General features: G+C 66.2%; 9 protein-coding genes. 4 read left to right on the top strand and 5 right to left on the bottom strand.

Going from position 1 to position 14,523, the window contains the following annotated elements:
• Positions 1–10: 10 nt before the first annotated feature.
• From ACXZ1M_RS19100 to xapA, 4 genes are read right to left on the bottom strand one after another with little or no spacing between them, the layout of a single operon-like run.
• On the bottom strand, positions 11–2,395 hold the full coding sequence (locus ACXZ1M_RS19100; protein ID WP_459049222.1) for an aldehyde dehydrogenase family protein: 2,385 nt from the start codon (positions 2,393–2,395) through the stop codon (positions 11–13).
• A 13-nt stretch (positions 2,396–2,408) separates the two neighbouring features.
• Positions 2,409–3,362 carry a deoxyribose-phosphate aldolase gene (deoC, locus tag ACXZ1M_RS19095; RefSeq protein ID WP_459049221.1) on the bottom strand — a complete coding sequence of 318 codons (954 nt, stop codon included), beginning with the start codon at positions 3,360–3,362 and terminating at the stop codon, positions 2,409–2,411.
• Positions 3,359–4,552, bottom strand: coding sequence for a phosphopentomutase (locus ACXZ1M_RS19090; protein WP_459049220.1), 1,194 nt, complete (start codon positions 4,550–4,552; stop codon positions 3,359–3,361). Before ACXZ1M_RS19090 ends, deoC begins: the two co-directional genes overlap by 4 nt.
• Positions 4,553–4,602: 50 nt before the next feature.
• Entirely contained in the window at positions 4,603–5,442 is an 840-nt protein-coding gene (xapA, locus tag ACXZ1M_RS19085; protein ID WP_373990736.1) for a xanthosine phosphorylase, read from the bottom strand.
• Positions 5,443–5,655: 213 nt separating this feature from the next.
• Here xapA and ACXZ1M_RS19080 point away from each other — a divergent pair, with 213 nt between their 5' ends.
• The 4 genes from ACXZ1M_RS19080 (at position 5,656) to ACXZ1M_RS19065 (ending at position 13,837) form a co-directional block, all read left to right on the top strand.
• Positions 5,656–6,786 (top strand): carbohydrate kinase, encoded by a 1,131-nt coding sequence (locus tag ACXZ1M_RS19080; protein WP_459049219.1) that lies wholly within the window; start codon positions 5,656–5,658, stop codon positions 6,784–6,786.
• A 4-nt stretch (positions 6,787–6,790) separates the two neighbouring features.
• Positions 6,791–7,705, top strand: a complete 915-nt coding sequence (locus tag ACXZ1M_RS19075; protein ID WP_459049218.1) for a pseudouridine-5'-phosphate glycosidase — start codon at positions 6,791–6,793, stop codon at positions 7,703–7,705.
• An 18-nt stretch (positions 7,706–7,723) separates the two neighbouring features.
• Complete coding sequence (locus ACXZ1M_RS19070) at positions 7,724–8,632, top strand: LysR family transcriptional regulator (protein ID WP_459049217.1); 909 nt, start codon at positions 7,724–7,726, stop codon at positions 8,630–8,632.
• A 111-nt stretch (positions 8,633–8,743) separates the two neighbouring features.
• A complete protein-coding gene (locus ACXZ1M_RS19065) occupies positions 8,744–13,837 on the top strand; it encodes an Ig-like domain-containing protein (RefSeq protein WP_459049216.1) in 5,094 nt (1,697 codons plus the stop codon).
• Here ACXZ1M_RS19065 and pcp read toward each other — a convergent pair whose 3' ends face one another.
• The gene (pcp, locus tag ACXZ1M_RS19060; RefSeq protein ID WP_459049215.1) at positions 13,838–14,488 is read right to left on the bottom strand and encodes a pyroglutamyl-peptidase I; all 651 of its coding nucleotides are present in this window, start codon (positions 14,486–14,488) and stop codon (positions 13,838–13,840) included.
• Between the last annotated feature and the right edge of the window lie 35 nt (positions 14,489–14,523).

The raw sequence follows: 14,523 nt of genomic DNA, 5'->3' as shown, positions 1-14,523 counted from the left end.
AATGCTCCGATCAAACGCCGTAAGGAATCCAGATATTCTTGACCTGCGATGCATGCGCCAGTACTGCGCGGCCGCCCGATTGCGCGGTGCTGTACCAGTCGCGCCCTTTGGCGCCGCCAACCCAGGTACGCTTCAGCGATGCGGCCGACAGACGCTCGACTTCAGCGCAGCCTTCGGCCGAACCATCGTGGCGCCATACGGCATCGACGTCGCTGTGCGTCGCCAGCGTGCGCGCCAGTTCATCGGCCGAACCGGTGATGATGTTGACCACACCAGCCGGCAGGTCCGACGTATCGAACACCTGATACAGATCGGTCGCAGACAACGGATGCGCTTCCGAAGGCACCACCACCACGCGGTTGCCCAGGGCGATCGCCGGCGCCACCAGCGAGATGAAGCCCAGCAGCGGCGCTTCGTTCGGGCACACGATGCCGATCACACCCAGCGGCTCGTTCAGCGCCACGGTGATGCCGTGCATCGGCGGCTGATGCGCCAGGCCGTCGTACTTGTCAGCCCAGGCAGCGTAGTAGAACAGGCGCTCGATCGACGCTTCCACTTCCTTCACGGCGTTCTTGGTGCCGGTCATGGCGGCGATGCGGGCGGCGAATTCCTCGCCACGCGCAGCCAGGTTCTCGGCGATGTAGTACAGCACCTGCGCGCGGTTGTGCGAGGTGGCCTTGGTCCAGCCGCCGGCCTTGTGCGCCGCTTCCACCGCATTGCGGATGTCCTTGCGATTGCCCTCGCCCACTTCGGCGATGAAGGCACCGTCGGCGCCATGCACGGCGCGGCTGTAGGCGCCGTCAGGGCGGGCTTGCTTGCCGCCGATGTACAGCTTGGCGGTACGGTCGATGGCGAACGAACCACCGGCTGCAGGCGCAGCAGCTTTAGCCTTGGCTTTAGGCTCCACCACCGGCGCCGCAGGACGCGCATCTTCCGACAGCGCGGTCATGTACTCGTACATGCCTTCACGGCCGCCTTCACGGCCGTAGCCGGATTCGCGGTAGCCGCCGAAGCCGCAAGCGGCGTCGAACTGGTTGGCGGTGTTAATCCACACCACGCCGGCCTTGATCTGCGGCGCGACATCCAGCGCCAGCGAGATGTTCTCGGTCCACACGCATGCGGCCAGGCCATACACGGTGTTGTTCGCCAGCTGTACCGCTTCAGGCGGGGTGCGGAAGCTCATCGCCACCAGCACCGGTCCAAAGATTTCAGCCTGCGCCACGGCGGCTGCGGTCGAAGCGCCGGTGATCAGGGTCGGTGGGAACCACGAGCCGTCGGCCGGCAGTTCGCAGGCCGGCTGGTACACGGTGCAACCTTCGTCGCGTGCCGATTGCACCAGGCCTTCGATGCGCTGCTTCTGCACCGGATCGACCAGCGCGCCGATGTCCATCGACTTGTCCAGCGGTGAACCGAGGGTCAGTTTGTCCATACGGGCGCGCAGCTTGGCCAGGAATTTTTCCTGCACCGACTCCTGCACCAGCAGGCGCGAACCCGCGCAGCACACCTGGCCCTGGTTGAACCAGATCGAATCGACCAGGCCTTCGACGGCGGCGTCCAGGTCCGCATCTTCGAACACCACGAACGGCGATTTGCCGCCCAGTTCCAGCGACAGCTTCTTGCCGCTGCCTGCGGTGGCCTGGCGGATCAAGCGGCCTACTTCGGTCGAACCGGTGAAGGCGATCTTGTCGATGCCTTCGTGCTTGACGATGGCTTCGCCCACGCGGCCGTCGCCGGTGATGATGTTGACCACGCCGGCCGGCACGCCGGCCTGCACGCAGATGTCGGCGAACAGCAGCGCGGTCAGCGAGGTGAATTCGGCCGGCTTGAACACCACGGTGTTACCGGCGGCCAGCGCCGGTGCGATTTTCCACGCCAGCATCAGCAGCGGGAAGTTCCACGGCACGATCTGGCCCACCACGCCCACGGCGCGGTAGTCGGCGAATTCTTCGGCCTGCAGTTGCGCCCAGCCTGCGTGGTAGTAGAAGTGACGCGCCACCAGCGGCAGATCGACGTCGCGCGTTTCGCGGATGGTCTTGCCGTTGTCCAGCGTTTCCAGCACGGCGAACAGGCGCGCGTGCTTTTGCATCAGGCGCGCGATCGAGTACATGATCTTGGCGCGGCCATGGCCGCCCAGTGCCTGCCAGCCCGGCTGCGCGGCGCGCGCGGCGGCGACCGCGCGGTCGACGTCGGCGGCGGTGCCCTGGGTCAGGTTGGCCAGCTTGGCGCCGTCGGCCGGATTGGTCGAAGCGAACAGCTCACCGGCTTCGCTCCATTCATTGTTGATGAACAGGCCGAATTGGCGGCTACGCTGTTCCAGCCACGCTTGCGCTTCTTTGGTGCTTTCCGGTGCTGGGCCGTATTCCATGGTGTTCAGGATCTCTTTGATGGTTGGCATGACGTGTCCGTAATTAAGGTTGCGCGTGGCGATGTGCGGCCGAGTAGTTGCCGGTCACATAGTGCTCCAGCTGGCGTTCGATGTCGGTCAGCAGGCTCGATGCGCCGATGCGGAACAGGTGCGGCTCCAGCCACTCGTTGCCCAGTTCTTCCTTCATCAGGGTCAGGTACTGCAGCGCGGCCTTGGCCGTGCCGACGCCGCCCGCAGGCTTGTAGCCGATCTTGAAGCCGGTCTGCTCGTGGTACTCGCGGATCGCGCGCACCATCGTCAGCGATACCGGGATCGTGGCGTTCACCGGCTCTTTGCCGGTCGAGGTCTTGATGAAGTCCGCGCCGGCCATCATGCACACCCACGATGCCTTGGCCACGTTTTCCAGCGTGACCAGTTCACCGGTCGCCAGAATCGCTTTCACGTGCGCTTCGCCGCAGGCTTTGCGGTAAGCCAGCATTTCGTCGTACAGCGCTTGCCAGTTGCCCGTCAAAACGTGCTGGCGGGTGATGACGATGTCGATCTCGGAAGCACCGGCGGCGACCGATAGTTCGATCTCGCGCACCTTGGTTTCCATGCTGGTCAAGCCGGCCGGGAAGCCGGTCGACACCGCAGCGATAGGCAGGCGGCCTCGCAGCACTTCCACCGCCGGCTTGATCATCTCGTGGTACACGCAGACGGCGCCGGTGGCCAGGTTCATGTCCTGCAGGCCCAGTGCTTCCACCAGGTCGGTGCGCAGCGGGCGGATCGCCTTGCGGCACAGGCGCTCGACGCGGCCCGGCGTATCGTCGCCCGACAGCGTGGTCAGGTCGATCAGGCCGATGGCCTTGACCAGCCAGGCGGCCTGGTATTCCTTCTTCACCGTGCGGCGGTTCGCCAGGCTGGCGGCGCGGCGGTCGGCGGCGCTCTTGTTCACGTGGATGTGGTTGATCCAGCCCAGGTCCAAGGGGACGGCTTCGTTGCGCTTAAATTCGCTCATAACAGATTGGTTCCGTTCGAAAGTGGTTTGACGCCGAGGTGATGGGCCAGCGTCTGGCCGATGTCGGAGAAGGTTTCGGAAATGCCCAGCGACTGCGCTTTCACGCCCGGACCGAAGAAGATCATCGGAATGTGTTCACGGGTGTGGTCGGAGCCCGGCCAGGTCGGGTCGCAGCCATGGTCGGCGGTGATCACCACCAGGTCGTCCGGTTGCAGCTTGGCGATGAACTCCGGCAGGCGCGCATCCATTTCGTGCAGCGCATTGGAGTAGCCCTTGACGTCGCGGCGGTGGCCGAAGGCCTGGTCGAAGTCGACGAAGTTGACGAAGGTCAGCGACTTGTCGCCCGCTTCGTCGGCCACTTTCAGCAGCGCGTCGAACAGCGCCATATTGTCCTTGCCCTTCACCACGCGCGATACGCCTTGCGTCGCGAAGATGTCGCTGATCTTACCCAGCGCGATGACTTCGCCGCCATCGTTCTTCACGTGGTCGAGCAGCGTCGGCGCCGGTGGCGCCACGGCGTAGTCGTGACGGTTGCTGGTGCGGGTGTAGTCGCCGTTGGCACCGGTGAACGGACGCGCGATCACGCGGCCGATGTTGTACGGCTCCACCAGTTTGAAGGCGATCTCGCACACTTCATACAGGCGCTCAAGGCCGAACGATTCTTCGTGCGCGGCGATCTGCAGCACCGAGTCGGCCGAGGTGTAGATGATAGGCTTGCCGGTGGCGACATGCTCGTCACCGTGCTTGTTGATGATCTCCGTGCCCGATGCGTGGCAGTCGCCCAGGAAGCCCGGCACGCCGGTCAGCTCCTGCAGCTTGGCGGTCAGCTCGGCCGGGAACGACGGCACGGTTTTCGGGAAGTAGCCCCAGTCGAATTCCACCGGCACGCCGGCGATTTCCCAGTGGCCGGACTGCGTGTCCTTGCCGGTCGAACGCTCGCGCGCCGCGCCGTAGGCGGCGGTGAAGCCTTCGCGCTGGGTGAAGCCGGTGGCCCACTCGCCGCTGGCCAGATGAGCGGCGGCGGTCAGGCCCAGTTTTTCCATGGTCGGCAGCGACATCGGCGCGCCGCTTTTGGCGACGGTGGCGGCAATGTGGCCGAAGGTGTTGGCGCCGACGTCGTTGTACTTCGCCGCGTCGGGCGTGGCGCCCAGACCGAACGAATCGAGCAGCAGGATAAATGCGCGTTTCATAACGTACTCCTAAAATGCAAAAGGGGCGGACCAGCCGCCCCTTGGGTATCTTACGCCTGCGGCGTTTTAGCCACGTTGGCCAGGAAGCCCAGGATGACTTCGATCAGCGAAGTCGCTGCGATGGCGGCGTACTTCAAGGTCTGGTCATGCGACAGCGGGAACGGCGACAGGCCTTCTGCCAGGTTGGTGATGGCCGACACGCCCACCACTTTCAAACCGCAGTGACGCGCCGACACCACTTCCGGCACCACCGACATACCCACCACGTCCGCGCCCAAGGTCTTGAACGCGCGGATTTCCGCAGGCGTTTCAAAGTTAGGACCGGCGTAGGCGATGTACACGCCTTCGTGCAGGGGCACGTTTTTCTCTTTGGCCGACGCATGCAGCAGTGCGCGCAGGTCGGCATCGTAGGCGTTGGCCATGCTGAAGAAGCGCGGACCGAAACGCTCATCGTTCGGGCCCATCATCGGGGTGCCCGGCAGGTAGTTGATATGATCGGTCAGCGCCACCAGCGCGCCGGCGTCGACTTCGGTGCGCAGCGAACCGGCCGCGTTGGTCACGAACAGCATTTCGCAGCCCAGCAGCTTCATGGTGCGCACGGCGCTGGTCATCACGCCCAGGCCGTAACCTTCGTAGACGTGGCCGCGGCCCTTCATGCACACCACCTGCACGCCCGACAGGGTGCCGATCACCAGTTCGCCGGCGTGGCCGTGCACGGTGGAGATCGGGAAGCCCGGCAGTTGGTCGTAGCCGATGGTGACGGCGTCAGTCATTTGTTCCGCCAGCACGCCCAGGCCCGAACCGAGGATCATCGCCACGCGCGGCTTGAAGCCTTCTGGAAGACGGGCGCGAATGATGTCAGCTGCCTGGAATGGGGAATTGTTAGACATGGAAATCCTCTGTTTTTTTGATGTGGCTGGGGAAGCTGACACTATGCATCATCGTCCATATGTATGGCAAATACCATTTTTCTTAGCCATTTATATAAAAGTGATATAAATGAAGGGTATTATAAATCGAGGCAAACTTAGCCGCCGCCGTGTCGTTGACTTGATTCGGACAAAAGTTTATCATGCAGGACAATTGTTTATGAGGTCACTACCGTGTCCGATTCGTCCAAAAAAGAACAGCTCTACCAGCTGATCCGCGCCAACCCCTTCATCTCCCAGCAGGATCTGGCGGTCGAGCTGCGCCTGTCGCGCTCCGCCGTGGCCGGCCACATCGCCGGCCTGATCCGTGAACGCCGCCTGCTGGGCCGCGCCTACGTGCTGCCGGACAAGCGCCCAGTGCTGTGCATCGGCGCCGCCAACCTGGACCGCAAGCTGCGCACTATCGCGCCGATGGCGCTCGGCACCTCCAATCCCGCCACCGCCGAGGAAGTCTACGGCGGCGTGGCGCGCAACATCGCCGAGAACCTGGCCCGCCTGAACCTGCCCACCGCCCTGCTCACCGCCGTCGGCGACGACGCCGCCGGCCGCAGCCTGCAGGACCACGCCGAAGCGGCCGGCATCGACACGCGCGGCAGCCTCAAACTGCAGGACGCGGCCACCGGCACCTATACCGCCATCCTCGACGACAAGGGCGAACTGGTGGTGGCGCTGGCCGACATGGCGCTGTACGACCGCATCACGCCGGAATTCCTGGCCAGCCGCCAGCCGCAGCGCGCGGCCGCCGCCATGACCGTGGCCGACCTCAACCTGCCGGCCGCCAGCATCGCCATCTTGCTGGAGAGCGCGCGCAGCGACAATCTGCCTTTGGTGATCGTGGCGGTCTCGCAACCGAAGATGGCGCGCCTGCCGCAAGACCTGAGCGGCCTGCGCCTGCTGATCCTGAATCGCGGCGAGCTGGAAACCCGCGCCGGCCGCGCCCTGCCGACCGAAGCCGACGTGCGCGCCGCCTGCCGCGAGGTGCAGGCCCAAGGCGCCCAGGACCTCATCGTCACCTGCGGCAGCCAGGGCGTGTACCACACGCGTGACGGCGAACTGGCCTGGCTGGCCGCGCATCAGGTGGACGTGGTGGACGTCACCGGCGCCGGCGACGCCTTTTCAGCCGCCGTCTGCTGGTCGCTCTACCAGGGCAGCGCCGACCTGACGCTGGCCTGCCGCCGCGGCCTGAAGGTGGCCGCGATGACGCTGGAAAGCCAGGAGACCGTCTCGCCGGTGCTGGCCGCCGACATCCTCGACGAAATACACGACTTTGATATGAACGCTCCGCTGTTCCCGAATAAAGGATAAAACCATGCACCAATACCTATTGTTCTCGCCGGAAGTGGCCGCCGCCCGCGCCGCCGGCAAAGCCATCGTCGCGCTGGAATCAACCATCATCTCGCACGGCATGCCGTATCCGCAGAACGTGCAGATGGCGCGAGAAGTGGAACAGATCATCCGCGACGGCGGCGCCGTGCCGGCCACCATCGCCATCATCGGCGGCAAGATCTGCATCGGCCTGTCGGACGAGCAGCTGGAACTGCTGGGCACTTCGCCGGACGCCATGAAGGTCAGCCGCCGCGACCTGCCGTTCGTGCTGTCGCAGAACAAGCTGGGCGCGACCACCGTGGCCGCCACCATGATCTGCGCCGAGCTGGCCGGCATCCAGGTGTTTGTCACCGGCGGCATCGGCGGCGTGCATCGCGGCGCCGAAACCAGCTTCGACATCTCGGCCGACTTGCAGGAACTGGCGCACACCTCGGTGGCGGTGGTCTGCGCCGGCGTCAAATCCATCCTCGACATCGGCCTGACGCTGGAATACCTGGAAACCTACGGCGTGCCGGTGGTGAGCGTGGGCCAGCGCGGCTTCCCGGCCTTCTTCACCACGGAAAGCGGTTTCGACGCCGACTTCCAGCTCGATACCCCGGCCGAGCAGGCCGCCTTCATCCACACCAAGTGGCAGCTGGGCCTGAAGGGCGGCGTGGTGGTCAGCAACCCGGTGCCGGCCGCCGAGGCCATGCCGAAGGACGAGATCGACCGCATCACCGCGCAGGCCTTGCAGGAAGCCGATGCGCAGGACATCACCGGCAAGCGCGTCACGCCTTTCCTGCTCGGCCGCATCAAGGCGCTGACCGAGGGCCGCAGCCTGGCGACCAATATCGCGCTGGTGAAGAACAACGCCCGCTGCGGCGCCGCGCTGGCGGTGGCCATGCAGACCACGCACTAACCAACCACAGCCGCCGCCATGTCCATCGATCTGAAACAACTGAAGTACTTCCTCGCCGTGGCTGAAGAAAAAAGTTTCAGCCGCGCCGCCGAACGGCTGCACATCTCGCAGCCGCCGCTGAGCCAGCAGATCATGAAACTCGAAAGCGAGCTGGGCGTTAAACTGTTCGCCCGCACCACCCGCACCTTCGAGCTGACCGTGGCCGGCAAGGCGCTGATGGCGGAAGCCTCCGAGCTGCTGGCAAAAATGCGCATGACCATCGACACCATCCGCCAGATCGATCGCGGCGAGGTGGGCCGGCTGCGCGTGGGCATCGTCGGTTCCGCCATGTGGGGACCGATACCCAGCCTGCTGGAGGAATTCCAGACCAAGTTCCCGCGCGTGACCTGGACCCTGCACGAGCTCGGCCCGACGCTGCAATACGAAGCGCTGCGCGCCAAGCAGATCGACGTCGGCTTCTGGCGCGAGCCCAGGCTGGACGAGGACGACCTGAAGAACGACAACCTGCGCCAGGAATTGTGCTTCCGCGAAGACGTGTGCGTGGCGCTCAACGAGCACCACCCGCTGGCCAAGCAGGAAGCCATCGAGCTGATCGACATCGCCGACGAACCGATGCTGACGCTGGCGCTCGACAAGTCCTCGTTCCCGCGCTACCTGATCCAGTGCTGCGTGAAGGCCGGCTTCCAGCCGACGATTTTCCAGGAAGCGTCCGAACCGCAGACCCTGCTGGCCATGGTCGGCGCCGGACTGGGCGTGACCCTGATCCCGGAAACCACCAGCCGCATCGGCTGGCCCGGCGTGGTGTTCGTACCGATCCGCACCAACCCGCCCTCGGCCAATCTGTACATCACCTACACCACCACCGACGATGCGCCGGTGGTGCGGGCATTCCTCAACATCCTGAACCCGCCGGCGCGCAGCGACTAGCAAGAGTGTAGCCTTATTTACAATTTCCTTGGTGCAATTTATCATGAGGTGGGTTAATATCTTCCAAAGATGTTAACTTTTCCGATTTAATAACCGCACCCAGGAGCCCACATGCCTATCCCCAGCACGCCGACGCTCGCCCTGTCGCCGGATTCCGACACCGGCCTGTCCAATTCGGACCAGGTGACCAAGCTTTCGCACCTGAGCTTCGACGGCACCGGCGAGCCCGGCTCCACCATCTACGTCAAGGACGGCAAATATGTGCTGGGCCAGACGCAGGTCGGCGAGGATGGCAACTGGTCGCTCACCAGCGACCTGCTCGACAAGGGCGCGCTGCACATGGTGTATGCCTATGCGCTCAAGGATGGCGAGTATTCGGCCACCTCCGACCCGCTCGGCATCGTCTACGACACCAAGGTCGCCACGCCGGACAAGCCGGGCAACGGCATGTACACGGCGGAGCGCAACGGCGTGCTGTTGATTAACGACGGCTACATCTGGTTTACCGGCGAGGCCGAGCAGAACTCCACCATCACCCTGTACGACGGCGACCACGCCGTGGCCAGCATCGTAAGCGAACTGGGCAACTGGCAAATCGAGGTCAACCTCGACGGCGAAGGCATGCACAACCTGACCCTGGTGGTCACCGACGCTGCCGGCAACGTTTCGCCGCATTCGGCGGTGCAGCAGGTGGAGGTCGTCAGCCATATCGACACGCCGGTGATCGGCCTGCCGGCGCACACCGACACCGGCGTCGTCGGCGACGGCATCGTCAACATGGCGCGCCCGCAACTGAGCGGCACGGCCACGCCCGGCGCCCTGGTCAGCCTGTTTGTCGACGGCGTCAAGGATACGACCTGGGCCTGGGCCGGCGACGACGGCGCCTGGCTCATCAATCCCATGTTCCCGCTGAGCGACGGCGCGCACAGCTTCGTGGTGCAGATCGAAGACCGCTACGGCAATATCTCGGCGCCGTCCGCTGCGGTGGTACTGACCATCGACACCGTCAAGCCGGACCAGCCGGCGGCGCCGCAACTGGCGGCCGAGAGCGACAACGGCGTGCGCGGCGACGCCCTGCTGACCAGCGACGCCACGCCCGCCTTCAGCGGCACCAGCGAAGCCGGCGCCATCATCGAGCTGTGGACCTACGACCCGTTCTACGCGAATAAACTGCTGGGTACGGCGGTGGCCGACGCCGACGGCCACTGGACCGTGACCACCCGCGAACTCAACGACGGTAACTACCAGGTCTACCTGCATATCGCCGACGTGGCCGGCAACACCAACAACTCGCCGGTGCAGGCCTTCATCGTCGATACCGGTGCGCCGCGCCTGGCCAGCGACTCCTGGATCCGGGACGACCAGATCACCAACATCGCCACGCCCACCATCATCGGCAACGCCGCAGCCGGCGCCAGCGTGGTGCTGTACGACGGCGCCACCGTCATCGGCACGGCCGTGGCCGATAAGCTGGGCAACTGGCACGTGGACGCCGGCAAACTGGGCGACGGCATCCACAAGATCACCAGCGTCGTCACCGACGCCAAGGGCAATCCGCTGCCGGCCTCCGGCACGCTGACCATCACCATCGACACCGTCGCCGCCGCCGCGCCCGCGCCGCAGCTGCTGGCCTACAGCGACACGGGCCGCTCGGACAACGACGGCATCACCGGCCAGAACGAAAACCTGCACTTCTACGGCAAGGCCGAGGCCTACGCCACCATCAGCGTGACCATCGACGGCGTGCTGCAGGACACCCAGGCCCAGACCGACGCCAACGGCATGTGGGACTACGGCATCGTGCGCACCTACGCCGACGGCAAGCACAGCGTGACGGTGGCGGTCACCGACGTGGCCGGAAACGTCTCGACCGCCTCGCCGGCCCTGAGCTTCACCGTCGACACCAAGGCGCCCGCCGTCGCCAGCGGCCTGGCTCTGGCCGCCGGCTCCGACAGCGGCAGCTCGGCCACCGACCGCGTGACCAGCGTCACCACGCCCACCATCACCGGCAAAACCGAGGCCGGCGCCAGCGTCACCCTGTACGACGGCGAGCTGGCCGTCGGCAGCGCCATCGCCGACGCCAAGGGTGCCTGGAGCATCACGACCAGCAAGCTGGCCGACGGCGTCCACGCCTTGACGGCGGTGGCGACCGATGTGGCCGGCAACACGGCGGCCGCCTCCGGCGCGCTGGACGTGACGGTGCGCACCGTCAGCGACAGCGCCGCGCCGACCGCGCTGACGCTGTATTCCGATTCCGGCGCGCCGTTCGACAACCTGACCAACAAAACCACGCCGGTCATCAACGGCAAGGCCGCCGCCGGCGCCACCGTGATCCTGTACGACGGCGAGGTCCAGGTCGGCAAGGGCGTGGCCAATGTCAGCGGCGCCTGGTCGATCACCAGCAGCAAGCTGGCCGAAGGCGCCCACTACCTGACCGCCGTCACCACCGATGCCGCCGGCAATCCGTCGGCCCCGTCCAGCGGCCTGGTGCTGACCATCGACACCGAGGCGCTGCCGGCGCCGGCAGCGCCGGTGCTGCAGGCCGCCGTGGACAGCGGCGCCTCCGATGGCGACCACGTCACCAACATTGCCCAACTGAGCTTCAGCGGCAAGGCGCTCGGCGCGTGGGAGCTGTCGGTCTACGACGCCGGCGTCTACCTCGGCACCGTCTACCCGGACGAGCACAGCGACTGGAGCTTCACCACGTCCAAGCTGAGCCACGGCGTGCACACGCTGACCGTGGTGGCGCAGGACCAGGCCGGCAACAGGTCACCGGTGTCGGCGCCGTTGACGGTGACGGTGGACTTGAACGCGGCGCCGGCGCCAACCGGCCTGGACCTGCTGGCGGCCGCCGACAACGGCGCGTCGGCCACCGACAACATCACGTCCAACACCCATCCGGTCGTCGGCGGCAAGGCGGAGGCAGGCGCCACCGTCGAACTGTATGACGGCGGCGCGCTGCTGGGCACGGCCGTCGCCGACAGCAAGGGCGCATGGCAAATCACCGCCGGCGCGGCGCTGGCCGACGGCGTGCACGCGCTGACCGCCCGCGCCACCGACCTGGCCGGCAATGTGTCGGCCGCATCGGCCGCGCTGAGCGTGACCATCGCCACCACGGCGGCCGCACCCAGCGCGCTGGATCTGGCGGCCGCCTCCGACAAGGGCGGCTCCGCCAGCGACGACCTGACCAACCTGGCCACACCGGTCATCAGCGGCAAGGCGGCGGCCGGCGCCAGCGTGATCCTGTACGACGGCGCAACCGAGATCGGCAAGGCCGTGGCCAATGCCGCCGGCGTGTGGAGCATCACCAGCAGCAAGCTGGCCGACGGCGTGCACCAGTTGAGCGCCATCGCCGCCGACCTGGCGGGCAATGTCTCGCCGGCTTCGGCCGCGCTGGCGGTCACCGTCGACACCGGCGCGCCGGTGGCGGCGGCGCCGCTACTCGCCGCCGGGTCGGACAGCGGTGACTCCAGCAGCGACAATATCACCAACATCGTCACCCCCACCGTGGGCGGCGCCACCGAAGCCGGCGCCACCGTTGCGCTGTACGATGGCACGGCGCTGGTCGGCAGCACCGTGGCCGACGGCAAGGGCGACTGGAGCATCACCAGCAAGGCCCTGTCGGCCGCCGCGCACAAGCTGACCATCAAGGTGACGGACCTGGCGGGCAACGTCTCGGCATCCTCGGCCGCGCTGGCGCTGACCATCGACAACAAAGGACCGAACGCCCCCACCGCGCTCGACCTGCCGGCCGGCAGCGACAGCGGCGTCAAAACGGACAACCTCACCAATGCCAACCAGCCCGTCATCGCCGGCAAGGCCGAGGCCAACGCCAGCGTGACGCTGTATGACGGCGCGACCGCACTCGGCACGGTCAAGGCCGACGCCGGCGGCAACTGGCAGATCACCGCCGGCGCGACGCTGGCGGACGGCGTACACAGCCTGACCGCCAAGGCCACCGACGCGGCGGGCAATGTCTCGCTGGCGGCGGCCGCGCTCAAGATCACCATCGACACCACGGTGGCGGCGCAGACCACGCTGGACCTCGCGGCGGCATCCGACAAGGGCGCGTCCGCGAGCGACAACATCACCAACGCGACGACGCCGGTCGTCACGGGCAAGGCCGAAGCCGGCGCCACGGTCACGCTGTACGAAGGCGCTACCGTGCTCGGCAAAGCCACCGCCAACAACAGCGGCGTGTGGAGCATCACCAGCAGCAAGCTGGCCGATGCCGAGCACCACCTGAGCGCCAAGGCCACCGATGCGGCCGGCAATGTCTCGTCGGCGTCGGATGAACTGGTGCTCACCATCGACACCAAGGCGGTGCTGGTGGCGAGCGCGCCGTTGCTGGACGCGCAGTCCGACAGCGGCCGCTCGGCAAGCGACGGTGTCACCAACATCACCACGCCGAAAGTGAGCGGCGTGACCGAAGCCGGCGCCGGCGTGGCGCTGTACGACGGCGCCACCCTGGTCGGCCGCGCCACGGCCGACAACGACGGCAACTGGAGCATCACCTCCACCGCCTTGTCGGCGGCCGCGCACAAGCTGACGGTGAAGGTGACCGATATCGCCGGCAATGTCTCCAACGCATCGCCGGCCCTGGCGCTGACGGTCGACAACAAGGCGCCAGGCGCGCCCACCGCGCTCGACCTGCTGGCCATTTACGATAGCGGCGCCGTCAACACCGACAACAAGACCGCCATCACCACGCCGACCATCAGCGGCAAGGCCGAAGCCAACGCCGGCGTTGCGCTGTACGACGGCGCTACGCTGCTCGGCAGCGCCATCGCCGACAGCAGCGGCGCGTGGAAGATTGCATCGACGATATCACTGGGCAGCGGCACGCACAGCCTGACGGCCAAGGCCACCGATGTGGCGGGCAATCTGTCGGCCGCTTCGAGCGTGCTGAGCCTGACCATCGATCCGGCCGCCACCGGCCTGGCGCTGGCCGGCACCGGCGCGGCCGACAGTTTTGTGCTGAACAGCCAGGCGGGCGCCATCAAGGTGAGCGGTTTCTCGGTGAGCGGAGGCGACCACCTGCTGCTTGCGCACGACTACAACGGCCTGGCGCTGAACAGCGCAGCCGACGTGCTGGCGCTGGGCCATGTGGATGGGAAAAACTTCGTGATCGATCTTGGCGCCGGCCACGAAGTGACGCTGGTTGGCGTCACCACGCTGGCCGAGGCGGCGATTACCTTGCTGTAATCAGTGGGTGAGCCCGCCCGCTTCGCGCATATCGACGGTATGCGCGAGCGTGGTGCGCAGCGCGATGCGCAAGCCTTCCACCACGTCCTCCAGCTTCATGCTGGCGGTGCCGGGATGGGCCGCCGCCTGTTCCGGCAGATACGGAATGTGAATGAAGCCGGCGCGCATGGTGGTGCCCCACTCGTGCGCCTGGTGCATCAGGCCGTAGAACACATGGTTGCACACGAAGGTGCCGGCCGTTTGCGACACCGACGCCGGCAAGCCCGCTTCGCGCAACTCGTGCACGATGGCCTTGATCGGCAAGGTGGAGAAGTACGCCGCCGGGCCGCCGTTCACAATCGGCTGATCCACCAGCTGGCGTTGCTGGTTGTCCGGTATCGGCGCATCGTCGATGTTGATGGCGATGCGCTCGACCGACATGTCCACGCGGCCGCCCGCCTGGCCCACCGCGATCACAATACTCGGCTGCAGTTCCTCCACCGCCTGGTGCATGACCTTGAGCGCGTGACCGAACACGCAAGGCAGCTGGCGCGCGTGCACTACGAATTCGCCCTCGTGCCAGCCGTCCAGCTGGCGTACCGCTTCCCACGAGGGATTGACCGTCTCCTTGTTAAACGGTTCGAAGCCCGTTAACAATATTATCTTTTTCATCTTGCCTTACTCCGTGATGCTGTGCTAGCAAAGCG

The sequence above is a fragment of the Duganella paludis genome, assembly GCF_054461335.1.
Note: the sequence above shows the minus strand (reverse complement) of the source record. Positions and strands in the feature narration are given on the sequence as shown.